Annotated in this window: 31 protein-coding genes and 1 pseudogene; 14 read left to right on the top strand and 18 right to left on the bottom strand. The window is 60.2% G+C overall.

What is annotated here, in order from left to right; genetic code table 11:
• Positions 1-29: 29 nt before the first annotated feature.
• From LE197_RS05520 to LE197_RS05505, 4 genes are all read right to left on the bottom strand, one after another.
• On the bottom strand, positions 30-437 hold the full coding sequence (locus LE197_RS05520; protein WP_034082648.1) for a hypothetical protein: 408 nt from the start codon (positions 435-437) through the stop codon (positions 30-32).
• Positions 430-2,052, bottom strand: a complete 1,623-nt coding sequence (locus LE197_RS05515) for a tyrosine-type recombinase/integrase (protein ID WP_170869668.1) — start codon at positions 2,050-2,052, stop codon at positions 430-432. The genes LE197_RS05520 and LE197_RS05515 overlap by 8 nt, the downstream gene beginning before the upstream one ends.
• A 251-nt stretch (positions 2,053-2,303) precedes the next feature.
• The gene (locus LE197_RS05510) at positions 2,304-3,965 is read right to left on the bottom strand and encodes a hypothetical protein (protein ID WP_071534604.1); all 1,662 of its coding nucleotides are present in this window, start codon (positions 3,963-3,965) and stop codon (positions 2,304-2,306) included.
• A 2-nt stretch (positions 3,966-3,967) separates the two neighbouring features.
• Entirely contained in the window at positions 3,968-5,107 is a 1,140-nt protein-coding gene (locus LE197_RS05505) for a tyrosine-type recombinase/integrase (protein WP_023083406.1), read from the bottom strand.
• Positions 5,108-5,200: 93 nt separating this feature from the next.
• Here LE197_RS05505 and LE197_RS05500 point away from each other — a divergent pair.
• Positions 5,201-5,683, top strand: a pseudogene (locus tag LE197_RS05500) (endonuclease); the annotation flags it as partial.
• Positions 5,684-5,701: 18 nt separating this feature from the next.
• Complete coding sequence (locus LE197_RS05495; protein WP_003114413.1) at positions 5,702-6,220, top strand: thermonuclease family protein; 519 nt, start codon at positions 5,702-5,704, stop codon at positions 6,218-6,220.
• Here the strand turns inward: LE197_RS05495 and LE197_RS05490 are convergent.
• The gene (locus LE197_RS05490; RefSeq protein ID WP_003090795.1) at positions 6,195-6,425 is read right to left on the bottom strand and encodes a hypothetical protein; all 231 of its coding nucleotides are present in this window, start codon (positions 6,423-6,425) and stop codon (positions 6,195-6,197) included. The genes LE197_RS05495 and LE197_RS05490 overlap by 26 nt on opposite strands.
• A 65-nt stretch (positions 6,426-6,490) precedes the next feature.
• The gene (locus LE197_RS05485) at positions 6,491-6,724 is read right to left on the bottom strand and encodes a DUF3509 domain-containing protein (RefSeq protein ID WP_003090796.1); all 234 of its coding nucleotides are present in this window, start codon (positions 6,722-6,724) and stop codon (positions 6,491-6,493) included.
• Between the two features lie 222 nt (positions 6,725-6,946).
• On the opposite strand from LE197_RS05485, the gene LE197_RS05480 reads away from it, so the two are divergent.
• Entirely contained in the window at positions 6,947-7,846 is a 900-nt protein-coding gene (locus tag LE197_RS05480) for a YihY/virulence factor BrkB family protein (RefSeq protein WP_003090797.1), read from the top strand.
• Here the strand turns inward: LE197_RS05480 and LE197_RS05475 are convergent.
• Together LE197_RS05475 and LE197_RS05470 are read right to left on the bottom strand one after the other, a co-directional pair.
• Positions 7,836-8,153 carry a hypothetical protein gene (locus LE197_RS05475; protein ID WP_003108875.1) on the bottom strand — a complete coding sequence of 106 codons (318 nt, stop codon included), beginning with the start codon at positions 8,151-8,153 and terminating at the stop codon, positions 7,836-7,838. The genes LE197_RS05480 and LE197_RS05475 overlap by 11 nt on opposite strands.
• Before the next feature lie 155 nt (positions 8,154-8,308).
• Complete coding sequence (locus tag LE197_RS05470; RefSeq protein ID WP_003099113.1) at positions 8,309-8,752, bottom strand: YqaA family protein; 444 nt, start codon at positions 8,750-8,752, stop codon at positions 8,309-8,311.
• Positions 8,753-8,887: 135 nt separating this feature from the next.
• Here LE197_RS05470 and LE197_RS05465 point away from each other — a divergent pair, with 135 nt between their 5' ends.
• A complete protein-coding gene (locus LE197_RS05465) occupies positions 8,888-9,262 on the top strand; it encodes a DUF5064 family protein (RefSeq protein ID WP_023089254.1) in 375 nt (124 codons plus the stop codon).
• A gap of 110 nt (positions 9,263-9,372) precedes the next feature.
• Positions 9,373-9,702 (top strand): DUF883 family protein, encoded by a 330-nt coding sequence (locus tag LE197_RS05460; protein ID WP_003090802.1) that lies wholly within the window; start codon positions 9,373-9,375, stop codon positions 9,700-9,702.
• A gap of 65 nt (positions 9,703-9,767) precedes the next feature.
• Here the strand turns inward: LE197_RS05460 and LE197_RS05455 are convergent, their stop codons facing one another.
• Positions 9,768-9,965 carry a hypothetical protein gene (locus tag LE197_RS05455; protein ID WP_003090804.1) on the bottom strand — a complete coding sequence of 66 codons (198 nt, stop codon included), beginning with the start codon at positions 9,963-9,965 and terminating at the stop codon, positions 9,768-9,770.
• A gap of 178 nt (positions 9,966-10,143) precedes the next feature.
• Between LE197_RS05455 and LE197_RS05450 the strand changes: the two genes are divergently transcribed.
• Together LE197_RS05450 and eco are read left to right on the top strand one after the other, a co-directional pair.
• Positions 10,144-10,374 carry a DUF2789 domain-containing protein gene (locus LE197_RS05450; RefSeq protein WP_003090806.1) on the top strand — a complete coding sequence of 77 codons (231 nt, stop codon included), beginning with the start codon at positions 10,144-10,146 and terminating at the stop codon, positions 10,372-10,374.
• 347 nt (positions 10,375-10,721) lie between these two features.
• Positions 10,722-11,192, top strand: a complete 471-nt coding sequence (gene eco / locus LE197_RS05445) for a serine protease inhibitor ecotin (protein WP_003090808.1) — start codon at positions 10,722-10,724, stop codon at positions 11,190-11,192.
• Positions 11,193-11,244: 52 nt separating this feature from the next.
• On the opposite strand, the gene LE197_RS05440 is transcribed toward eco, so the two are convergent.
• Both LE197_RS05440 and LE197_RS05435 read right to left on the bottom strand, forming a co-directional pair.
• Positions 11,245-11,631 (bottom strand): hypothetical protein, encoded by a 387-nt coding sequence (locus LE197_RS05440; RefSeq protein ID WP_003160516.1) that lies wholly within the window; start codon positions 11,629-11,631, stop codon positions 11,245-11,247.
• A 186-nt stretch (positions 11,632-11,817) separates the two neighbouring features.
• A complete protein-coding gene (locus LE197_RS05435; protein ID WP_003090812.1) occupies positions 11,818-12,261 on the bottom strand; it encodes a PACE efflux transporter in 444 nt (147 codons plus the stop codon).
• Between the two features lie 102 nt (positions 12,262-12,363).
• On the opposite strand from LE197_RS05435, the gene LE197_RS05430 reads away from it, so the two are divergent.
• A complete protein-coding gene (locus LE197_RS05430) occupies positions 12,364-13,251 on the top strand; it encodes a LysR family transcriptional regulator (protein WP_023089255.1) in 888 nt (295 codons plus the stop codon).
• A gap of 209 nt (positions 13,252-13,460) precedes the next feature.
• On the opposite strand, the gene LE197_RS05425 is transcribed toward LE197_RS05430, so the two are convergent.
• Positions 13,461-13,775: a hypothetical protein gene (locus LE197_RS05425; RefSeq protein ID WP_003090814.1), complete on the bottom strand. Its 315-nt coding sequence runs from the start codon at positions 13,773-13,775 to the stop codon at positions 13,461-13,463.
• Between the two features lie 364 nt (positions 13,776-14,139).
• On the opposite strand from LE197_RS05425, the gene LE197_RS05420 reads away from it, so the two are divergent.
• Positions 14,140-15,417 (top strand): OprD family porin, encoded by a 1,278-nt coding sequence (locus tag LE197_RS05420; protein ID WP_003099122.1) that lies wholly within the window; start codon positions 14,140-14,142, stop codon positions 15,415-15,417.
• A gap of 156 nt (positions 15,418-15,573) precedes the next feature.
• Positions 15,574-15,945, top strand: a complete 372-nt coding sequence (locus tag LE197_RS05415) for a hypothetical protein (RefSeq protein ID WP_003160518.1) — start codon at positions 15,574-15,576, stop codon at positions 15,943-15,945.
• A 42-nt stretch (positions 15,946-15,987) separates the two neighbouring features.
• On the opposite strand, the gene LE197_RS05410 is transcribed toward LE197_RS05415, so the two are convergent.
• Together LE197_RS05410 and LE197_RS05405 are read right to left on the bottom strand one after the other, a co-directional pair.
• On the bottom strand, positions 15,988-16,332 hold the full coding sequence (locus tag LE197_RS05410; RefSeq protein ID WP_003090818.1) for a cupin domain-containing protein: 345 nt from the start codon (positions 16,330-16,332) through the stop codon (positions 15,988-15,990).
• A 111-nt stretch (positions 16,333-16,443) separates the two neighbouring features.
• Entirely contained in the window at positions 16,444-16,653 is a 210-nt protein-coding gene (locus LE197_RS05405) for a hypothetical protein (protein WP_003090820.1), read from the bottom strand.
• A gap of 269 nt (positions 16,654-16,922) precedes the next feature.
• On the opposite strand from LE197_RS05405, the gene LE197_RS05400 reads away from it, so the two are divergent.
• Entirely contained in the window at positions 16,923-17,111 is a 189-nt protein-coding gene (locus LE197_RS05400) for a hypothetical protein (RefSeq protein WP_009313943.1), read from the top strand.
• 14 nt (positions 17,112-17,125) lie between these two features.
• On the opposite strand, the gene LE197_RS05395 is transcribed toward LE197_RS05400, so the two are convergent.
• Positions 17,126-17,317 (bottom strand): hypothetical protein, encoded by a 192-nt coding sequence (locus LE197_RS05395; protein ID WP_003099127.1) that lies wholly within the window; start codon positions 17,315-17,317, stop codon positions 17,126-17,128.
• A gap of 348 nt (positions 17,318-17,665) precedes the next feature.
• Between LE197_RS05395 and LE197_RS05390 the strand changes: the two genes are divergently transcribed.
• Positions 17,666-18,361, top strand: coding sequence for an alpha/beta hydrolase (locus LE197_RS05390; protein ID WP_003090823.1), 696 nt, complete (start codon positions 17,666-17,668; stop codon positions 18,359-18,361).
• Between the two features lie 47 nt (positions 18,362-18,408).
• Here LE197_RS05390 and LE197_RS05385 read toward each other — a convergent pair whose 3' ends face one another.
• Both LE197_RS05385 and LE197_RS05380 read right to left on the bottom strand, forming a co-directional pair.
• Positions 18,409-19,308, bottom strand: coding sequence for a Dyp-type peroxidase (locus LE197_RS05385; RefSeq protein WP_019371673.1), 900 nt, complete (start codon positions 19,306-19,308; stop codon positions 18,409-18,411).
• 341 nt (positions 19,309-19,649) lie between these two features.
• The gene (locus tag LE197_RS05380) at positions 19,650-20,231 is read right to left on the bottom strand and encodes a TetR/AcrR family transcriptional regulator (RefSeq protein ID WP_003090825.1); all 582 of its coding nucleotides are present in this window, start codon (positions 20,229-20,231) and stop codon (positions 19,650-19,652) included.
• Positions 20,232-20,318: 87 nt separating this feature from the next.
• Here LE197_RS05380 and LE197_RS05375 point away from each other — a divergent pair, with 87 nt between their 5' ends.
• Together LE197_RS05375 and LE197_RS05370 are read left to right on the top strand one after the other, a co-directional pair.
• Positions 20,319-21,287 (top strand): enoyl-CoA hydratase/isomerase family protein, encoded by a 969-nt coding sequence (locus tag LE197_RS05375; protein WP_003099134.1) that lies wholly within the window; start codon positions 20,319-20,321, stop codon positions 21,285-21,287.
• Between the two features lie 5 nt (positions 21,288-21,292).
• Positions 21,293-21,775: a DUF6632 domain-containing protein gene (locus LE197_RS05370; RefSeq protein WP_014602755.1), complete on the top strand. Its 483-nt coding sequence runs from the start codon at positions 21,293-21,295 to the stop codon at positions 21,773-21,775.
• A 149-nt stretch (positions 21,776-21,924) separates the two neighbouring features.
• Here LE197_RS05370 and LE197_RS05365 read toward each other — a convergent pair whose 3' ends face one another.
• Positions 21,925-22,335: a nucleotide triphosphate diphosphatase NUDT15 gene (locus LE197_RS05365; protein WP_003099138.1), complete on the bottom strand. Its 411-nt coding sequence runs from the start codon at positions 22,333-22,335 to the stop codon at positions 21,925-21,927.
• Between the last annotated feature and the right edge of the window lies 1 nt (position 22,336).

The following is a 22,336-nucleotide window of genomic DNA, read 5'->3' as shown; positions in this document are numbered from 1 at the left end:
TGCCATAGCTCGCCCTGAAATAGTCACACTCAACCTCTGGACTTCAACGCTTTGACATTTTTTGAGTCGACAATAGCTCGAAGCATCCTCAGTTCTGCTTCGAGACTTTCGTTGATAGACACGAGTTTAACCTTCATAGCTTTCAATCCATTAATTTCTATACGGAGCGCCTTGATTATATCGCGCATCTCTCGCTGAGCCTCCAGTCCTTTGACAATCTTTTCTCGATGCCCCTGACCGAGAGCAGTACGAATTTCTTCGGCAACACGGGGATAGCGATTATGGATTGTTGCACGACTCATACCTGCCTCTTCGGCAACCGAGGCAATAGACAACTTTCTACTAGATTCTACTATCCTCGTACGTCCGTGCTGGATTCGCTTTAAAGCATCTAGCAACTTTTTTTCGGTTCCCGATATTCGATCTTCTTTATGCATGACGAAGCCCCCCTTCAAGTAAAACACCGAGCTTAAGCTCCTCAATATCAGCTCCAAGCTCTTGAAGGACGACTTCACACCGTCGAATATCGCTGTCAATTCGTGCACCCGCACCTGGACCACAGTCATTAGCGATAGCTTTAAGCTCCAACATTTGACCATATATGCCTACCCAATGTGGCAGCCGCGATTCATCGATAAGACTTTTCGAGCAATCACCGCATCGAGTTTTATCCAATACACTGCCACCGGAGCAGCCCGTACTATCTGCAGTACACCATGCAATACCAGTACTTCTCAGATGCACAACCTCCGATACAAACTGAACCATTTCACGGCGGCTTTTGTACGTCCGAATCGCCTCATCAGAGGATCGAAAAATACGAATGGTCTCTGCCAAACCACCAGAAACCAATGCATCTTCTTCAAAAACACTTTCAAGCACCAGCATCTTTTCGTGACGCATTGCAACATAGATTTCATCAAACAGCTCTTTATCTCTAACTTGATCCTCTGCATATATCGCAGTCATATCCAGCGTCCAATGTTTGAAATGATCACGAAGATAACGAACATCACCGAGTTGACTGCGAGCCACATATCGAGCGAACGTCCTTCTAAATTGGTGTGGTGCGACCTCCCAGTCAATATTATGAGCCAGCATAAACCGCTTTAATCTTGCCCTAATGGTTTGTGCAGCAAAAACTTGGAGTTTATGTGCATGCCCTCCCCACCCAAGGAACAAAGAATCGAGATGCGCTTCATAATCATGCATCTCTATCAGATTACTTGCCGACTTAGCCAAACTGTATCTATCATTTAGCTCGGCACGAATCTCTGCGGTGACCTTCCCCGCAACATCTAGCGCTTCATGGGTAAGCTTTGTGACTAGCCAATCTACCTTACCCTCTTTGGTCTTTGTGGATACTCCAGACATCCAGTAAAACTTAGTACCATCTTCCCCATCACGTACGTAGTGAGCGCCTACTTTTAAGCTCATGAGCTCTGAAACTCTTATACCGCTCGTTAGAAGAATGACGATACTGCAGGCATCTAGCAGGAGATTTTTCTCAAGTCTCAACCCTAAAATGCCACCCCGGTATCCCGTAGCCGCAAGTTTTGCGTTTACAGTGCCAGAATAGGAATATTGGGCTTGCCATTCGGAAACCATTTCCGCAAGCGCTAATGTCTCGTCTGCGCGCTCTAGACGTGATACAGCCGCACGAAAAATTTCCGCGAGCTTGTTATCTGGAATTGGCAAGGTCTTTGATTGGGCCCAGTGAGCACGATTTGCGCCTGACAACTCAGTCGCGCTACTTTCAGGCCAAGGGTGCACCATGGGAGTAGTAGTAACTTTACTGAGCAGATGCAGTGTGTGCACCGAGCTCAATCGCGTACAAAGATAGGACTTAGAAAACTTATCACCAGATCTACTGCTACTATTTTTTAAATAATTAACATACTGCATACACAGAAATTCTGAAATTTCAGACAAGCACTCGACATAAGCACCAGCAAACTTCAAAAATAATGATACGTTTTTGAAAAAAGAAATTAACGAAGATCCGACTGGTCGCACCCGGCCCTCTATGCCGTTTAAATAGTATTCAAGCATAACTATTTTCAGAACTGAGCGCCAACGCTCTGGAATCTTACCGAACCGAATGCATTTATCGTGGTCAGCAGTCCCAGGTGGAAAAATCGCGTTTGGGAATCGCCAAACGTCATCCGCGAGGTAACTTAAGACTTTGTATGTCCCGTCCCCTAGCCGTGTAGCGGTGACTGCTATAGGCAGGTGCGTGTGACCTTCACGAGCCTTTCTCAGTGCTTCTTGTTGATAATAGCTAACACCCTTAGCCAAAATCATTATGCCAACCCCAAAATTTCAGGATCTTTCCAAAATGGATGAGGATTCTGCCTAGCTTTTTCCCTAGCAGCCACAACAGTGGACTTATCAAATTTAGGCAAGATTTTTTCGTCAATAATTTTAATTATATGCCTATATAACCTCACCCAATTTTTTGCACCGATTCGCCCGCGCTCACGAACCAACAACCAATAGAAGCTTAATAATCTATGCAGGTCATCCGCAGTCACTACGAAAGAGCTGCAGCGAAAGCAGTTTAAGAACTCCACACAATGACTCCCATTCTTGGGAGCCCTGTGCCCGTTAACGGTATCCTTGCAACGGGCCACAGCAGTATTTACCTCTTTTACCGGAATAATACCAAGATCGGCATGATCATTTTCGAGAAGTTCTTTATTACGAACCTCCCCCATCAACGCCCAATTTTTCTCAGCATCAGCCGGCGCTTCCAAATAACTATCCAGGAGGACTTTTGGAGTATTTCCAGCCAACATTGCAGTTAAAAAAGGATCATTACCTGAGAGCTCCCATATTTTATTGGCAAAGGTCTTCCTTAATCTAGACACATTAACAACCAGTCTATCACCATTATCAGAAATCAACTCATGACGAACTACCAGCGCCTCCAAAGCTCGATTAATAGTATTAATAGTTATAGGTGCAGGAGTTCTTTCATCAGGATTCTTTAAGGGGCGCTCACGAACGAATAGCCTATCTTTCCACTCCCCCCTACTCCTTATAGAGTCATTCCTTTCTGCGACCATTTTTATAATAGCGGAAATATCGGGCAGCACCACACTCAGGGTATCTACTTCATCATCCAGCGTTGACACAGCGCCACTACTAACTGACTGATAGTTCACTTTATGAGCGCGGCGCTTATAAGTAATCAAAATACTACGATCACGCCTAAGCGGATGAGGAAGCAAACAACCCATGGAAAGTTCGATTAAAGGCGTAAGATTCAATCCAGTACGAGCTACTATTGCAACCGCACAAAAGGCCAAGCCCTCCGCCAAAATAGGACCAGACGCCTCCTTTACTGCAATCACCTCTCTTTTCAAAGCATTAATAACTTGTGTAAACTCTTTCTTTGAAAAAGCTTTTTCACTACTTTTCCTCCTATTGGAGTGCGGGTAAGGATTAGGAGGAAATATATCACTTGAAAGTAACCCACACCTTACCAACTCGCCAAGCACTGACTTACAACAGGTGTAAATATTTTTCTGAGTTGTATATCCAGCACCAGAGGCCTCGAGATATCTAATAAAAGATGCAACAAACCCCCTATCAATATGTCGCAAACCTATCTCACCCTTCATAGCCATTGACATAAATGAGCAATAGCATAAAAAGCTTCTCGAAACGCGCTTTGCATAAGTAATAATACTCGCCACGGACTTAGTCTTACCTTGCGAAGCTATAGCAGACCCGAGCAACACTTCGATGACTTTATGGCAATAATAGGTAACCTCATCACACCCTACACCATAATATCGCCCGAAATCCAATTTCCGCACTGTCAACGGACTTTCCGGAAAGTTAATAACATAACTCTCCGGAACAAAATTAATGGTCTTTGACAGATGATCCGCAATGATGTGGTTAGATGAGCCTTTATCTATCACCAGAGCAGCAGAAGAAAAATCTTTGCGCGCCATATTCATATTCTTCCAACGCAGACAGAATCAATAAATTCTTGATACTCTCCCATAACATCATCTTCGATCATAGAAATTAAGTGCAAGTACCTCTGCGTAGTAGCCACACTGGAGTGGCCGAGCCTATCCCGCACATATAGCAACGGATCTATAACACTCTTACGCCTGCGCATGTCATGGAGTGTATGCGTCGCATAGGTATGGCGGAGCATATGAGGAGTGACTGTGAAAGGAAGCCCCAGATCTTTCCACATATGGTTTAGACTCTGGCCTTTAGGACTGTAAGGCACACCATACCTAGATAGAAACAACGGAATTGACTCTACACATGAGGTCTGCATACTCCGATTACGCTCATGAATTTTGTACTGCCAGAGCGCGGCCATAAGCGAGCGAGGGATGTCAATCTCCCGCGCCTTATTCCCCTTGAGCTCCATATCCTTTGGACTACAGAAAACTCTAAAGTGAGAACTGCCTTTAGATATTTGAGCGGGATCAAATATATAGGAGCTTGGAAATGTAAGGAGCTCTTCCTTCCTCAACCCACTGCTTAGGGCTAGTCGTGCAATAAGCTTTTGAGTAGAACAACTTACGGAATTTAAAAAAATTCTAACCTGCTCTTTAGTTAAAACTTTTATTGCTGTTCTCTTCCCCTTCACTAGTATATCGGGAGAAGCGACATACCCTCCAGTTACATCCACATGAGCCAAAAATACAGAATGGACTGCGACCCTTACTGTTTCAACATCATATGGAACCCTCTCTATCCAACCTTGGCGCCTTGCATAGTTATAGAAAGAGCAAACAACTCGCAGTCTAAGATTTATGGTGTTTTCGCTAAGCCCGCAACTACGCATCGACCAGTCACGGTATGCAGCCAGTGGGCTCGAGCCCAGCTCAAAAAAACCAACATCTCTCCAGTCTCGATTGGCAGCATTTAGAAAACCTAAATAGTCGTAAAGGGCTTGCCCGTATGAGGCCCATGTATGTTTACTTTCAACTCGCCCCCTGTGAAGGCAGCGGTAAATCAAGAAGGCGCTTACCTCGGGAATTGACCGTAGTTCTGCTGTTAGGATGATAGGAAATCCAGGGTAGCTAACCCCGTTTATTTTGAACCCCTCATCTGCGAAGACCAACTCCATCTCACCCGCCCCATAAAGCTTGCAATATGAGTCACGGTAGACGCCCCAGACTCCTACGACAAGGAAATGTGTAACTATTTAAAGGGCACATTTCACATCGTCCCGGCCTGGGTGATCGGTCACCAGCGACGCTGCTGGCAGAACGGCGGGCGGAGCAACTGCGCGAGGCACGACAGCACCTACCAGCGCGCCGAGGCCGACCTGCACAACCTGGTGCCGAGCATCGGCGAGGTCAACGGCGACCGCAGCAACTTCGGCTTCGGCTGGCTGCCGCAGAAACCCCAGCAATACGGCGCCTGCCCGATGGTGGTGGACTTCAAGGCGCGCAAGGCGATGCCACGCCCGCAGATTCGCGGGATGATCGCCCGCACCTACTTCTACATGAGCGACCGCTACGGCCTGCGCCTGTCGAAGCAGGATCGCCAGCTCTACAACGCCTGGCACAAGCAGTACCCGCCACAGACCTGGGAGCGCCAGCGCAACCACATGGTCGGCTGCGTGATGGGCTGGGGCAATCCCTATGTCGGCCCGGTGGACCTGGCGACCTGCAGCAACCTATCCTCGCGTCGACGCTGACCTCCGCCGGAGTAGCCCATGATCTTCCGCACCCTCGCCCTGTTGCCGCTCTGCGCCGCCCTGGCGTTCGCCGCCGACGCCGGGGAGCGCCGCTTCGACTGCACGGTGGTGGCGATACATGACGACGCCAGCCTGGGCTGCCGCCTGCCCGGCGCGAACAAGGCGCTGCGCATCCAGCTCAATGCCGTCGAGCTACCGGCCGCCGAGCCCTGGCGTCGGCGCGCCCGGGAAGCCCTGGAAGACATGCTGCTCGGCAAATCGGCGACCATCCGCGAGCAAGGCCGCGACGCGCGCTTCCGCATCCTCGGCGCGGCCTGGGTCACCCCGGCCGACTGCCCCACCTGCGGACATACCCTGGATGCCGGGCTGGCCCTGCTGACCATTGGCCTGGCCAGCTGGCGCGACGCGCCGGACAGCGGCCAGACGGCCGAGGCGCGCGGCCAGTACCGGTTCGCCGAGGAAGAAGCGCGGGCGCGCAAGGCTGGCCAGTGGCGACCGCGCGACGCCGCTCCTAGAGATGGATCTCCGCGAACTTGATGCCCAGCCCGCGCAGCTCCTTGACCGCGTCGTCGAGCCGGCGGAACGACATCACCTCGTCGCTCTCGTCGACCAGGAAATAGCTGCGCCCGCCGTCCTTCTTGAAGAACACGATCCATTCCCTGGCCAGGGTGGGATTGGCGATGATGTGGGTCGCCGAGATCTTCCCTGCCGCCTGCCTGTCCCGAACCTTCTCGCGCTTCATTGCCTTCCCGTCAGCTGTGTGGAAAGGCGGAATTATCGCATCATCGGTTCCCGCGGCGAAAAAACTCAGCGTGCCGCCATCGCCATTTCCATGCCCGGCACGGCCAGTTCCCGGCGGATGCTGCGGATCAGCCACTCGGTCTCCGGCGGCGCGCTGAGCTGCGGCGAGGGTATGGTGCGAGCCACGTAGCGGCCGTCGGCGGCCTGCAACTGCAACAACAGCGCGCCGTCATGGCGGCTCTTGCTGGACAACTGGAACTCGGGAAAGGCAGCGGCGATTTTCTTCAGGTCGACAGACATGGTGCGCTCCATTTCTGAGAAGTTGGACGGAGGCCCGCCGCGCGGCGGGCAGGCGCAGTCTGGCTAACGGATGCGACCGAATGATGACGCCGGCGACGAACCAATTCGCCCGCCGTGGCGTCCCAGAAAGGACGCGACGAATTTCACCCAACGGAAAATGCCTGGCGGCAAGCGGCCATCGGTGGTCGATCGTCATCGGCACGCACACAGCAAGGAGATGGAATGTTCCGTACGGCTTATCGGGAAATAGGCCTGTTCGGCCTGGTCAAGCGCACAGTGAACGAGTTCCTCGAGGACGACATGCCGACCTACGCCTCGGCCCTCGCCTATCAGATGCTGTTCTCGCTATTTCCGTTCCTGCTGGTGCTGATCACCCTCGTAGGCTACCTGCACCTGCCGGAGTTCTTCGCCTGGCTGCGCGAGCAGGCGGCGTTGCTGCTGCCGCCCGAGGCGATGGATCAGGTCAACCCGGTGATCGACCAGTTGCAGCAGCAGAAAGGCGGCCTGCTGTCGATCGGTATCGCGGTGGCGCTGTGGACCTCCTCGGCGGGCATCCGCTCGATGATGATCGCGCTCAACGCCGCCTACGACGTGAAGGAGAGCCGCCCGGTATGGAAGCGCTTCTCCCTGTCGATCCTCTACACCCTCGGCATCGCCCTGTTGTTGCTGGTGGCGGCCGGCCTGATGGTCACCGGGCCGCAGGTGATCGCCTGGATCGCCGGCCTGGTCGGTCTGGAACAGTACCTGGTGACGCTCTGGACCTGGCTGCGCTGGCCTCTTGCGGTGTTCCTGCTGATGCTCGCGGTGGCGCTGTTCTACTACTTGGTGCCGGATGTCGAGCAGCGTTTCCGCTTCATCACTCCCGGCTCGGTGCTCTCGGTGATCGCCTGGATCGCCGCGTCCCTCGCCTATGGCTTCTACGTGAAGAACTTCGCCAACTACAACGCCATGTACGGCAGCATCGGGGCGATCATCATCCTCCTGCTGTACTTCTACCTGTCGGCGGCAGTGGTGCTGTTCGGCGCCGAGCTGAACGCGGTGATCGAACACCATTCGGAAGACGGCAAGGACCCTGGCGAGCGCGAACTTCCGGACAACGACGACCCCGAACTCAAGGCTTGAGCAGGGCGTCGGCCTCGCTGACGCTGGCCTTGCCGGTGGCGCGCCGGTACAGACACAGCTCGCGGCCCTGGCGGCCCTGCATGTGCGGCTGCGGATAGCGGCCCTGCAGGAGCAGCGCCGAATAGCCCACCTCATCGTCGAAGGGCAGTACCTGCCCCACCGCGCGTACCTGGCGCAAGCCGCTGGCTTTCAGGCAGGCGGCACGCACCATGGCGTCGTGCGCCTGCCACGCCTCGGCCGTAGATGCCCAGGCCGGCGCCGAACCGAGCAGCAGGCAGACCAGCGATCCCGCTACCACCCTCGACATTGCGCACCTCGCATCGCCGGAAACAGGCAGGAAAAGAGAAGCCCCCGGGACCACAGCGGCAACTAAAGGCCCCGGGGGCGATGAGGCGGCAGTTACACCTCGCAGCAATGGACATTGCCCCGCGAAAAATAGTTCTACGCTCGCCGACGAAGCGCTCAGCCGGCCCAGCCCAGCACCAGAGCAGCCAGGGCCAGGTAGCGGAGCGTCTTGGCCAGGCCGACGATCAGCAGGAAACTCCAGCAGGGCTCACGCATGATGCCGGCCACCAGCGTCAGCGGATCGCCGATGACCGGCACCCAACTGAGCAGCAGGGTCCAGCGGCCGTAGCGGCGATAGTGTCGCTGCGCCCTGAGCAACTGCACCTCGCCCACGGGAAACCAACGGCGACCGCGGAAATGCTCGAGGTAGCGACCCAGCCACCAGTTGACCCAGGAACCCAGCACATTGCCGACGATGGCCAGCGCCAGCAGCCACGCGACCGACTGGCCGCCGCGCAGCAGCAAGGCGGCCAGCACGGTTTCCGACTGCAACGGCAGCAGGGTCGCCGAACCGAACGCCGAGAGGAACAGCCCGGCGTACGCGGCCCAGTCAGTCAACACCCGAACGCTCCCAGCGCCATTCGTATCCCCACTCCAATCCGGAAAAAACTGACCTGGGACAGCCGTCCCGAGGCCGGCGAAGCATACCCTGGCAGGCAAGGGCATTTCCCCGGTTATCCGAAAAGGAGGCAGGCCATGTTCATTCCCGGCCATCTGCATCTCGCCTCGGCCAGCGAAGTCGACCGCCAGGCATTCGATATCCACCTGCGCTACCGGGTCCTGGAGGCCGAGGCCCGCCCGGTGGCCGTACACTTCGACATGGAGGGCCGGATCGACGGCCAGCCTTTCAGCGAAAGCTTCGAACTGCCGCGCGACGCCGCCGTGCATTTCGCCAGCCGTGCCAGTCGCCTGGCCCGGCGCCACGGCCTGCGCTTGCGGCAGGGACCGATCGTGCGCCAGCGCCGCGATTACGACGCTATGTTCGACGACCTGCGCCGACGCCTGAAACTCAAGAGCGGCGAAGCGATCGACCTCGACCGCTACCTGCGCGGCGAGGCCGGGGCATCCTGAAACGGCTCTCCCGCATGCTACGGAAGCCCCCGACGCAGGCCATGCCGTGCAACTTTCAGCGAAGCGGGCGACTCCATACCTAGGTAACCATCCTCGTCAAGGAGACCGACATGACTCTGAAAACCCGCTCCGCTCGCGCCAAGCAGGCTATCCAGGACCAGGCCATGGCCGAACTGCAGGACCTGATCGCCGAGGTGGACCAGTTGATGAGCGGCACCGGCAGCCTGGCCGGCAAGGAGGGCGCGAACCTGCGTGAACAGATCAATTCCGTGCTGCATCGTGGTCGCGACGCCATCGAGCGCACCCGCCGCGGCGTGGTGCAACGCAGCCAGGCGGCCGCCGAAGCGACCGAGGAATACGTCGAGGACCATCCCTGGCAGACCATCGCCGTATCGGCCGGCGCCGGCTTCCTCCTCGGCCTGCTGGTGGGCCGCCGCTAGGGCGTTTCCGCAGGCAACAGAAAGCCCGCGCTCGGCGGGCTTTTCGGCAAGGCAAGGGCCTTGGCTCAGGCGGAGATCGCCGCCTCCAGCGGCCAACTCAGTTCCCAGGTTCCCTTCAAGGCTTCCGCCTCGTCACGGCTGGTGAAGGGGCCGGCCCACATGGCGCCGTCCACCATCAGGATCCAACAGGCCAGCAATCCCTTGCTGCGCAGCGATTCGGGAACGGACGTCCCCACCAGCACGGCGACTTCGATTCTGGACATAGGCTGACTCCGGTTATCATTAGCTTGCTAATAATAAGCGCCCGCCCCTTCGCCATGAAGCACGCCGCGCACAACAGTCTTTTTCATCTGCGACAAAATTACCCACCCCCGGCTCCCACGGCGGCCCTGCCGTCCCGCCGGCTATAGTGGAAAAACAGCGAATCCAGGAGGAACCGTCATGGACACCAGCCCGCACACCTTTTCCAACCTGTTCCGCCAGTTGGGGCTCCCCGCTGGGCGGGACGACATCGTCGCCTTTCTCGCCCGGCACCACCTCGAGGAGGGCACGGCGCTGCCCGATGCGCCATTCTGGAACCCTGCCCAGGCCAGCTTCCTGCGCGAGGCCCTGGCCGAGGACTCCGACTGGGCCGAACAGGTCGATGAACTGGCCTTGCAACTGACCCGCTGAAAAAACGCAAACTGATGCGCTGACGGCTCTATCGTGCGGAACTTGCTATGAGTTGGCGGGGAATTTCAAGTCACCGGCATCGATAGCCACTATCAGTCCAAAGCATTTTTCCCCAGCGGAGCGGCGTGAGATCGTAGCGGCGTCGGGAGAACCCCAAGTCCCCGACGCTCCTTTGAAGACCATCGCCCTCCCCCCGCAGATGGTCTTTTTTTTGCCCGCGATTCGGCCGTGCCCCGACCGGCTGGCCCAGGACATGGAACATTCCGTTACGTCCCCCACTGAACTTTTCCCCCGTGCCTCGGTGTCTTACCCTGCTCGCGTTACCACGTAAGGAGAACCTCAAGGACATGAAAGCACTACTGATCGCCGCCGGCGTTGCCGCTCTTTCCAGCACCGCCATGGCCGCCAAACTGGATGAAAAGGTTCCCTACCCGAAGGCAGATGCCGGCTTCACCCGCCAGGTCATCCACCTGCCGAAACAGGACGCGGAAGACGCATTCAAGGTCGAGATCATCGCCGGCAAGACCCTCGAGGCCGACTGCAACCAGCAGCGCCTGGGCGGCGAGCTGGAAGAACATACCCTGGAAGGCTGGGGCTACTCCTACTACCGCCTGGACAAGGTCAGCGGGCCGATGAGCACGATGATGGCCTGCCCCGGCCAGAAGAAGGAGCAGCGCTTCATCCCGGTGGTCGGCGAAGGCTTCCTGCTGCGCTACAACAGCAAGCTGCCGATCGTGGTCTATGCGCCGAAGGACGTGGAGGTCCGCTATCGGATCTGGTCGGCGTCCGAAAAGGTCGAGAAAGCGGTCAGCGAATAAACGCCGCGCATGAAAAAGCCGCCCACGGGCGGCTTTTTTCGTTGCGCCGGCTTCAGCCCGGCACCAGGCCGATGTTCAAGCCGGAGTCCACGGTGATCCGGTAATGCGTGGTCTGCCCGTTCTGCACATGCACCACCTGCTTGGGCGCCTCGCCGCGGCAGATCCCATCGCCCTGCACGGATACCACCCGCAGCCCCGCCGGAAGACGGAAACGCGCGCTCTCGCCGGCCTGGATCTCGGCGGCCAGGCGGCTATCGATGATCAAGCGGGTATTGCAGACGCTGCCGAGGAACTCGCGGTCCCGGGAAACCACCAGGAAGGCGTCGCCGTCGTCACGGAACTGGTAGTTGTACAAACGCTCCTTCGGTACCTGGTCCGTCTCGTCGAGCGAGGGCGTCGATGTCGAACAACCCGCCAGCAAGACGGCCCCCAGTAGCATCCCCAAAATCCGCATAGTGACCCCAATCCGTTCATCGAAATGCCGCACCCCATCCTCGCCGGGGCAGACCTTCATGGCTTGCGGTCGTACTTCCTCCCTGAACCGGCACCACAGCGCACGTCCGTCTAAGGTAGGCGATTTGCCCCGGCCAAGGCGAGCGCGAATGGCGCTGAAGAAAAAAAATCCTCAGACGGAGGCCGCCTCGCCGGCCGGCAACGCGGAAGTCGGGAGGCCGAACAGGCGATCGAAGGCCCAGTTGAAGAGGAAGGTGTAGCACGGGATCAGGACGATCAGCGCCAGGTCCAGCCAGAACGCCTCCAGCAGGGAAATCCCCATCCACCAGGCGATCAGCGGGATCAGGTAGACCACCAGGGTCAGCTGGAAGCCGATGGCGTGCGCCACCCGCCGCGCAATGCTGCGTCCGCGCACGGCCTGGCGCCGCTCCCAGAACTCGAACAGGCAGTTGTAGATGAAGTTCCAGGTCACCGCGACGGTGGTGATCACCACCGCCAGGGGGCCGGTGGTAGTGGGCGTGGAACCGGCGAGCAGGGCCAGCCCCAGGGTCGAGATACTCATCCCGATCAATTCGTAGGCGGTCACGTAGACCAGTTTGCGCTTGATGCCTTGCACGTGGACCTCTCGGGCGTGATAGCGGAAAGGCGGGCAAGGTTGGATCAATTTTCTTGACAGAAAAAGTCAGCAGCTTTCAGATCTGCTGATAGGAGAATTGCCATGAACTTTTCCAGCGATACCATCGAGCTGTTCCTCGCCGTCCTCGACCACGGCTCCTTTTCCGGCGCCGCCCGTGCCTTGGGTCGAGTGCCTTCGGCGGTGAGCATGGGCATCGCCAACCTGGAGGCGGAGCTGGGTTTCGCCCTTTTCGAGCGAACCCACCGCGAAGCCCGTCCTACGGCGCTGGCCAGGGCCCTGGCACCGCAAGCGCGGATGATCGCCGAGCAGCTCGCCCAGTTGCAGGTGCATGCGCTGGAACTCTCCCAGGGATTGGAAAGCCGCCTGTCGCTCGGCGTGGTTGCGGACATCGACAGCGGGCGGCTGTTCGGCGCCCTCCGCACCCTTTCCGAGCGCTACCCGCTGCTCGATGTCGAGGTGCTCAGCGCGGCGCAGGACGATGCCCTCGCCCTGCTCCATGGCGGCCGCATCAGCCTGTGCTTCGGATTCGCCGGCATCAGCGTGAACCCGCAGGAGCGCTTCCAGTATGTCGGCGCGGAATCGCTGGTCGCGACCATCTCGCCGCACCATCCCGCCCTGCAGAAGCCGGGGCAGGCGCTGTACCTGGAAGAGCTGGTGAACGTGCGGCAGATCCTGGTGGCCAGTTGCGACCTGCCGTTGGCCGACACCCGTCCGCTGATTGCCGGCGCCTGCTGGCGCACCGACAGCCTGGGCACGGCGCTGGAAATGGTCGAGGCGGGGATCGGCTGGGGCAATTTCCCGTTGTCCCGGGTCGCGCCGCTGCTGGCAACGGGAAGGCTGGTACGCCTGGACTTCAGGAATACCAAGAACGAGCTGAAACTGCCTGTCCACGCTATCTGGCTGAAAAACCAGCCATTGCGCAAGGCCGCCCAGGAACTGGTTGGCATGCTGGCCACCCGTCCCGATTGAAGCGTTATGCAATGCACTTCACAGAAAAAACGAGACCCGTCACGCGAATCGCCGCACACGCCGGCTCCCCGGCCTCCAGTACTTGATCTCGATCAAGCGCAGCGCCGGCCATAGGCAGATGATCGTTCTGCGGCCATCCTCCGTTTGCGGCCGTAGAGCTCCGGACACTTCATGCTAGGGGGCCGGAGCTCTTCCCTCTTCCTCGCGGCTCAGGAACAGGTCCTGGCCGCATCGATGAAGGCCCCGCGGGTGACCCAGGGCTGCTGATCATGGATTCGCACCAGGCTGCCACCCCTCGCCGGCTGCACCTCCAGCCACTGCCCAGCGTCCGCCAGGCGATAGCCGCGGCCTTCCTCCACCAGCGCCACGCCCGGCGCCTGGCGTTGCCACTTGGGCAAGACGCACATCGCGTAATCGTAGGGAGCCTTGCTGGTGCTGGCGGCCAGCGCCGGGGCGTTCGAAGCGGGAGGCGAGGCACAGGCGGACAGGGCCAGAGCGGCGAATACAGCGATAAGAATCTTCATGTCACGTCCCTCTTTGTCGATCCGTTCACGATTCGACGGTATCACCGCCCAAAGCGAGAACTGCAGCGACTTCGCGGCATGGTACTTATCGATAAGGTTGATATTGCAGGCGCATGACGAAGCGATCCGGCAATGCCCGATTCAGAGCCTATGGAAGGGGCTTTCCTTGCACTTTGGTTATTAGCAAATGACTCGAAGCTTTCTTGGATCGAACAATGTTCTGGTATTGTTGCGCCGCCAACGGGAGAAACAAGAAACCAGAACCGCCACGCACGGTAAATGGGACAAATGACTCCCGTGCACTTCGAACCTTGCGCTTCCTTCAATTTCAGCGCACATCAAGCCAACAACCAGGAACAATAAGATGTTGAAGAAAAGGATTTGCCTGCTGGCACTGGGCATCGCGACTGCAAGCCAGGCGATGGCCAATGACCAAGAAGCAGCAAAGGGGTTTGTCGAGGACAGCCACCTCGATCTGTTCTTCCGCAATGGCTACATCAGCCGTGACTACAAACATGGCCGGCAGGACAAGGCCGAATGGGGCCAGGCCGCCACTGCCACCTTCACCTCCGGCTTCACCCAGGGGACGGTGGGCGTCGGTGTCGACGCGTTCGGCCTGTACGCGGTACGCCTGGACGGCGGCAAGGGTCGTAGCGGCGCCGCCGGTATCGACTTCTTCAAGCAGGGCGACAGCGGCTCCGCGGCGGACGATCTGTCCAAGGGCGGCGCGGCGGTGAAGTTCCGCATCTCCAACACCGTGCTCAAGTACGGCGACCAGATGCCCAGCCTGCCGGTGCTCAGCTACGACAACTCGCGCCTGCTCCCGGAAAGCTACAGCGGCACCCTGATCACCTCCAAGGAGATCGAGGGCCTGGAGCTGAACGCCGGTCGCTTCACCGCGGAATCCCGCAAGAGCGCCGAAGGGCGCGACAGCGGCGGCCTGAAGAGCATCAACGTGTTCGGCGGCAAGTACGCCTTCACCGATCACTTCAACGCCTCGCTGTACGCTTCCGACGTCGAGGACGTACTGAAGAAGCAGTACATCAACCTGAACTACACCATCCCGCTGCAGGCCGACCAGTCGCTGAACTTCGACTTCAACGGCTATCGCACCAAGCTGGACAGCGACTTCGCCGACCAGAACTTCAACGGTAACCGCGACAACAAGATCTGGAGCCTGGCGGCGTCCTACACCATCGACGCCCACACCTTCATGATCGCCCACCAGCGCAACACCGGCGACACCGGCTACAACTACGGCTGGTACCAGAACGCCGGCGGCATCGGCGACGGCGGCACCACCATCTGGCTGGCCAACTCCTACTGGTCGGACTTCAACGCCGAGGACGAGCGTTCCTGGCAGGTCAGCTACGCCCTGGACTTCGCCAAGTACGGCGTGCCCGGCCTGACCTACCGCGTAGCCTACGTGCGCGGCGACAACATCAAGACCGCCGAGACCAGCAACGGCAAGGAGCGCGAGATCTTCAACCAGGTCCAGTACGTGGTGCAGAGCGGTCCGGCCAAGGACCTCACCCTGCGTCTGCGCAGCTCGTTCCTGCGTGTCTCCAACGACGCCCGCTCGTACAACGACGACGGCAACGAAATCCGTGCCTTCGTCGAGTACCCGTTCAGCGTGTTCTGATCGAACCTGCGAGCGCGACGAGAACCCCGGGCCAGTCCCGGGGTTTTCTTTTTTGCGTTTCGTGCGCCAGTTCAACCTTATCGGGTAGAGCCGTACAGCTTCGGAAAGCCAGTGATAGCATTCGCTCTCGCTTGCCATTGCTTATCGATATCGACAATGCCGTTCCGGAAACACCTTCTGCTCCCCCTCCTCGGTCTTGCCCTGCTGCTCGGCGGTTGCGGCCCTAGCGTCAGCTACTCCTACATTCCGCCGACCAGCGATGCCGGCCTGCACTGCGTGAGCCAGTGCAATGCCGAGAAGCGCCAGTGCAAGACCCTCGCCAAGCTGCAGCAGCGCCAGGACGAGGCGCTCTACCAGGCGCAGAGCACGGCCTACAACTACTGCATGCAGAACAGCGACAAGAAGAAGCGCAAGTCCTGCCCCTACCCGCAGCGCAACTTCGATTTCGGCGACGACTGCCAGGACGAGTACCGCAGTTGCTACCAGTCCTGCGGCGGCACCATCCGCCGCATCGTCCACCAGGACTGAGGCGCGACGTCCGGCAGGCATCCCGGACGTGCGGCAATACCGTCAGGCGAAGACGAAGTACTTGCGCACCGTCTCCACTACCTCCCAGGTACCACGCAGGCCCGGCTCGATGACGAACACGTCGCCCGCCCTCAGGTGCACCGGCTGCTCGCCTTCCGGGGTGATGATGCAGTAGCCGTCGAGGAAGTGGCAGAACTCCCAGCGTTCGTAGTTCACCTCCCACTTGCCCGGCGTGCAGATCCAGGTGCCCATCAGCTTGCTGCCGTCCGCCGAGGCGTATGCGTTGAGGTTGACGGTATGCGGATCGCCGTCGATCCGCTTCCACTTGGTGGCGTCCAGCACGGGTACGGGACAGGTATCGCGCAGTACGGTGATGAAATCTGACATGGTCGCTCCAGGAAGGCAGTGGATGAATGCCTCACCATAGGGCCACGCGCGGGGTGCCGGTTGTCTGGGTTCGACATCCGCCTAGCTGAAAGCGCTAGGCGGCCCGGGCACTCAGCGACGCCTGCCATTCAGCGCTGCCAGCAGGTCGCAGACCATGATCAGCAGCAGCATGGGTACGGCGAACGGAAAGAACGCCAGCGCCGCGTATTCGTAGGCCTGGCCCGTCCACCACAGGCAAAGGCTGGCGACCGCCACGAGCAGGAAGCTGGCGGCGACGATGAACTTGCACAAGCGCGAGGCGAACCTGAGCGTATCGTCCACGACGAATCTCCTTCGGCGACTCCCCCGCAGTCTGCCGAAACCGCTCTGTCCCGGCGGTGACGCAAGAATGACGATTCGGACAGAATTGTTACGCCTGCCGCAAAACTTCATTCCACTTTGTTAGCTGGCTAATCAAATTCCCCCTTGATATCGTCTTTTTCGCCAGATCCCCAAGGCCTGGCAAATGTCCCTTGTACAGGCCATTACCAACCCTCCCCCCGCTTGGTAATGGCCTTTTTTTCCCTTCTGCCGTAGTCCATGGAGATCGCATGCCACGCATTGCCCTGGTCCTGGGCGTGCTGCTGGTCAGCGCCTGCGCACAGCCTGTCACGCCGGACTCGATAGTCGAGGAATCGTTTTCCCGCAGCGCCAGCGAACGCCAGCTGGAAGAGCTGAACCGCCAGGGCCTTCCCTACGAGCAGTACCGGATGCGCCGCCAGCGCATTCTCGGCCGCTGATCCCGGCGCCGCGCCTAGCGCTTCTTCGGCACCACCGCCCGCACCGCCTCGCAGACGACCAGCCCGACCATCAGCGGGATCAGCAGCGGCAGGATCGACATCGAGAGGTTTTCCGCTCCCGAGCTGAGGAGAAACGGAAACTGGCTGAGGAAGGCGACCATCGCCAGGCTGAGCAGGATCAGCAGGCCGTAGAGGCATGACGCCAATTTCAGAGCTTTTTCCATGACCGGGTAGAAAGTGAAGGATTCGGAAGAAAATCTACCCGCCCCGCTCCCCCGGTATGGCGAGAAGCAAGATTTTTTCAGATTCGGGTGCCCCGAAAAGACGCGAACCCGACCGACCGATCACCCCTCCATGCCCGTCGCGACAACCCGATCGGTCGGGTCCGGACTTGCAACATACCGCCGTGCCGATATCACGTCGCCTACCGGAACAAGGAGTTGTTCTTTTCGACGAACGTCCTCGCCTCCCGCTATCGCCCGCCCATCGCGACCTCGTATGCTCGCCGGGCGATGTCTCATGCCAGCAACCCTCACCCACAAGGGAGCAACACGATGAGCAACCTGCCTGCGATCATCCTGGTCCACGGCTTCTGGGGCGGCGCCGCCCACTGGAGCAAGGTCATTCTCGAACTGAAACGCCTCGGCCACGACAACCTGCATGCCGTCGAACTACCGTTGACCTCGCTGGCGGACGATGCCGAGCGGACGCGCAAGATGATCGCGCAGCAACAGGGGCCGGTCCTGCTGGTCGGACACTCCTATGGCGGCGCGGTGATCACCGAGGCCGGCAACCAGCCGAATGTGGTCGGGCTGGTCTATATCGCCGCCTTCGCCCCCGACAGCGGCGAAAGTCCCGGTGGCATCACCCAGGAGCACTTGCCCCTGGCCGCAGCGAACCTGGCGCCGGACAGCGATGGCTATCTCTGGGTGAAGGCGGACAGGTTCCACGAAAGCTTCTGCCAGGATCTCGCTGCGGACGAAGGGCTGGTCATGGGCATCACCCAGAAGGCTCCGCTGGCCAGCACTTTCGGCGATGCCATCGGCAGCCCGGCCTGGAAGAGCAAGCCCTCCTGGTACCAGATTTCCAGCGCCGATCGCATGATTGCGCCGGAGAACCAGGAGCGGATGGCCGCGCGGATCGCACCGAGGAAGATCGTCACCCTCGATGCCAGCCACGCGTCACTGGCCTCGCGAGCGAAGGAAGTAGCGGCGCTGATCGACGAGGCCGCCGTGGCCACCGCCCACTAGCGCCGCGCAGGACGCGGCAGCAGGCCTGGCCTGCTGCCGCGGCGGGCTCAGAGGCCGAGGGCGGACAGGTCGAGGCGGCCGTCGGCCATGGGCGGACACCAGAAGTAGCTGCCGCTGATCGGCCGGGTGAAACGGAACAGGCCATCGAGCACCCCGTCTTCCACGCCGATCATCCGTAGCCACTGGACCTCGAAGGCCTCGAACGAGCGGCCGAAGGCGGCGAACAACAGCCCCGCGCGGTACTCGTCGGACCAGGGCGCGCCGCGCCGCAGGAGGAACGCGGCGGGCTCGAAGCTTTCCTGCTCGGTGCGCTTGACGTGGGCGTAGGCCGGCGCGTCTTCCAGTTCTTCGTCGTCGGACTTGCGGCGGCCGATGATGTTGTCCATCTCCTCGCCGGGGATCGCCTGCATCCGGTCGAAGTCATGCAGCCACTGCTGGACAGCAACGAAACTGCCGCCATCCAGGCCCGCACCGCGCCCGGAGACCAGCGCGGCTTCGAGCGCCGCATCGCCCTTGGGGTTCTCGGTGCCGTCCTTGTAGCCGGACAGGTCGCGGTCCTCGCCGTAGAGGAACGCATCCACCGCGCCGGTCCGCTGGAAGGCCGGCGCCAGCGACCGTTCCAGCGCGTGCGAGCGCAGCGTCACCTCGCCGCGATCCTCGCCGCGCAGCCAGCACCACAGCGCGGAGGGCGTGGACGGCAGGTCGATGCCGGGCGCGGCGAGCACCGGATAGTCCTTCATGCCCTCGACGGTCTTGCCGAGGCTGAGCATCAGCGAATGGCCGATACCCACCACCAGCTGGTAACCATCGGTGGCCGCGGCCAGGCTGGCCAAGGTCGCGGCCACCTGCTCGGGTTGGGAAATGCTGAAAAACAGGTAGCGACCCACCACCGGAATCGGGGTGAGAATGCCTGGCTGAGCCGCGCTCATGTTGCCTCCATCTATCATCAGGCCGTGCGCCGCTCGTGGCGATGCACCTTCGATCTCGTTCTGGTTCGAGCAATGCTCGGTTTCGGAGCGCAGCGGCGGGCGACGCCAAGCGAAGCGGCTCCGAAATACCCGCGCATCCTAAACCGGTGCAACGCCAGAGACCACTCGAAGACGAGGGAAAAGCGCGAAGTCGGACCTGCGTCGCTCAGAACTCCATCGGCATGAGACCGACCACCAGGCCGGCGACGGCAAGGGCAAACACCAGCAGGGCCTTGGCGAGTTCGAGATGATGGGCGTTCATGGGCTTACCTGTCGGAGGGAAAGCCTGACGCTAGACGCCGAACATTGCAGTTGTGCAATCAGTCCCGGTCCGCTTGCGGCGAAACCGCTCCGCTCGCCGAAAGCAGGCCCAGCGCATGCTCCAGCGCCGCATCCAGGACCTTGTCGCGCGCCACCTCGCTCGCCTGGGCACGCGCGAGAAGCACCGCGCCGACCGACAAGCAGGTGAGCACCCAGGCCCGGTTCTCGTCGCCCATCAGTTCGGCCAGCCGCCGTTGCCGCTGTTCCAGGGCGCGTTCGAAGGTTTCCCGCACCTCGGGCCCTGCCCGGCCCACCTCGGCGGCCAGCGCCGGAATCGGGCAGCCCATGTCGGCATGCTGCGCATGACCGCGACTGAGGTAGAGACGGGTGGCGCCGGCCAGTTGCTCCAGGCTGTCCAGCGGAAAGGCATCGTGCTGGGCGCTCAGCTCGCGCTGCAGGATCGCTTCGAGCAACTCCGCCTTGCTGGAGAATTGCGAGTAGAACGCCCCGGTGGTAAGACCAGCCGCCTTCATCAAGGTGTCCAGGCCGGTGCTGGCGAAGCCCTGGCGCTTCACCAGCGGAGCGGCCTTGCTCAACAGCAGGGCGCGGGTGGCCTGTTTCTGTTCCGGTTTGTAGCGCATGCCGACTATCCGTTGGTTGGGGAGACGATGTCGTCACATTGGATAATGATCTTTATATAACGCTCGTTATCCAATGAGGAAGCCGCAATGACTCTAGCACCGCGACACCTGCGCATAGAACAACGAGGACGCGTCCTGCAAGTCCTGCTCGACAATCCCCCGGCGAACTTCCTCACCACGGCGGTGATGCAGGAGCTGGCCGACCTGCTGGAAGACCTTGAGCAACGCCAGGACATCGGCGCCGTCATCCTTTCCGGAGCGGCGGACGGGGTCTTCCTGACCCACTTCGACGTCGACGAGATCGAGCGCGCCGTCGCCCCCATCACCTTTTCCATGCCGGCCTGGCTGACACGCCTGCTGCTGGAAAGCGAAAGCCTCCTGCGCCACTTGCCTGGGGCGAGGAAGCTGCTGCGGCGCACCCTGCTGGCAGGCGTCGCCGACATGAACCTGTTCCATGAGGTCACCGCGCACATGCGCCGCATGGACAAGGTGTTCATCGCCGCGATCAACGGCCTGGCCCTGGGTGGCGGCTGCGAGCTGGCGCTGGCCTGCGACCTGCGCCTGATGGCCGAGGACGACCAGGTGGAACGCTTCCTCGGCCAGCCGGAAGTACTCATCGGCCTGATACCGGGAGGCGGCGGCACCCAGATGCTGGCGCGCAGCCTGGGCGTAGCCAGGGCCCTGGAGCTGTGCCTGGAAGGGCAACTGCTGGAGCCGCGCCAGGCCCTTGCGCTGGGCCTGGTCAACGGGCTGGCGCCAGCGGAGGAGCTACTGGAAGCCGCCGACGCGCTGGCGCAACGCCTGTCCCGGCGCTCACCGCAAGCGGTGCGCCTGATCAAGCGTTCGATCTACCAGGCGGCTTCCCGCGACTGGACGGAGGGCATGGCCAGCGAAAAGGCCGGCTTCCTCTCCGCCGCCTCCCAGGGCAATACCCGCCGCGCCATGCGCGAATACATCGAACGGGTGCGCACCATCGTCCGGGAAGAGCGCCCTTTCCGCCGTGCGGATTTTGACGATCTGACCGAAGGCAACGCCATCGACATGGCCTACAGGTGATCTGCATGACTGCCTCCCCTTCCCCGGTTTCCGCCACGCCTTGGCTGACCCTGAGCATTCGCCTGATGGCCGGCGGCTTCCTGCTGTTCTTCGGCCTGGCCCTGGCCACGCTGCTCCTGCGGCTCGACCAGTCGCTGCTCGACTCCGACGCCGGGCGCCTGCTGCTCCGCCTGGTTCGCTGGGGCGACCAGCAAGGCGGCGGACAGCACTATGAGCTGATGATCTCGACGATCTACCTGGTCTGGGGCGCATTCCTCTGGCGCGCCGCCAGCCAGCCCTTCCGCCACCGGCTGTTCATCGACTTCACCGTGGCGGCCAATGCCGCGCACTTCGGCCTGATGTTCCTGCAGGGACTGTTGATGCCCGGCGAACACATCCACCTGGCCGGCGATGTCCTGCTGGGCTGGGCCTCGCTGCTGCCGCTGATGCTGTTCTGGATACCGCAACGCAAGCGGGCAACCCCTTCGCTCGCCGTCGAGCGGAGGTGACGACAGTGGAACGGTCCCCAAAGGGGCCTAGCAGTTCGAACAGGCTCCTCTTGATGCCGTTGCGGACTGGCCTATGCTCACGGTGTGTGCGAACCCCAAGGGTATTTCCCGACCAGCTCCCCCGCGGTCGGGATTTTTTTGCCTGTCGCTCAGCGCTTCGGGTCGAAGGGCGAATAGCCCCGCCGGCGCAGGCTCGCCAGGGGCGCGAACAGCGGCTCCGGCAGATCGGCCCAATCGAACCAGGCCCAGCCGTCGCACTTGTCCGGCTCCATGAGGCGCGCCTCGGCATCCTCCGCGCAACCGGCCAGGATGAACGCGGTGAGGTAGTGGCGCCCCTCGAAGACGTCATTGCTGAACGGGCCGTGGCGCAGTTCGCTCAGCGCCAGGCCGGTCTCTTCCAGGGCTTCGCGCAGGGCGCAGTCCTCCACCGCCTCGCCGAACTCGAGATGGCCGCCGGGCGCCGACCAGCAGCCAGCGCCATGACTGCCCTTGCGGCGCCCCAGCAACACCTTGCCGTCCCGCAAGATCAGGACGCCCACGCCTACCTGCGGTGCCGGCATC

The organism is Pseudomonas sp. PS1(2021) (assembly GCF_020405165.1).
In the GTDB taxonomy this organism is placed as follows: Bacteria; Pseudomonadota; Gammaproteobacteria; order Pseudomonadales; family Pseudomonadaceae; genus Pseudomonas; species Pseudomonas aeruginosa.
This window is presented reverse-complemented; position numbering and strand designations above follow the sequence as displayed.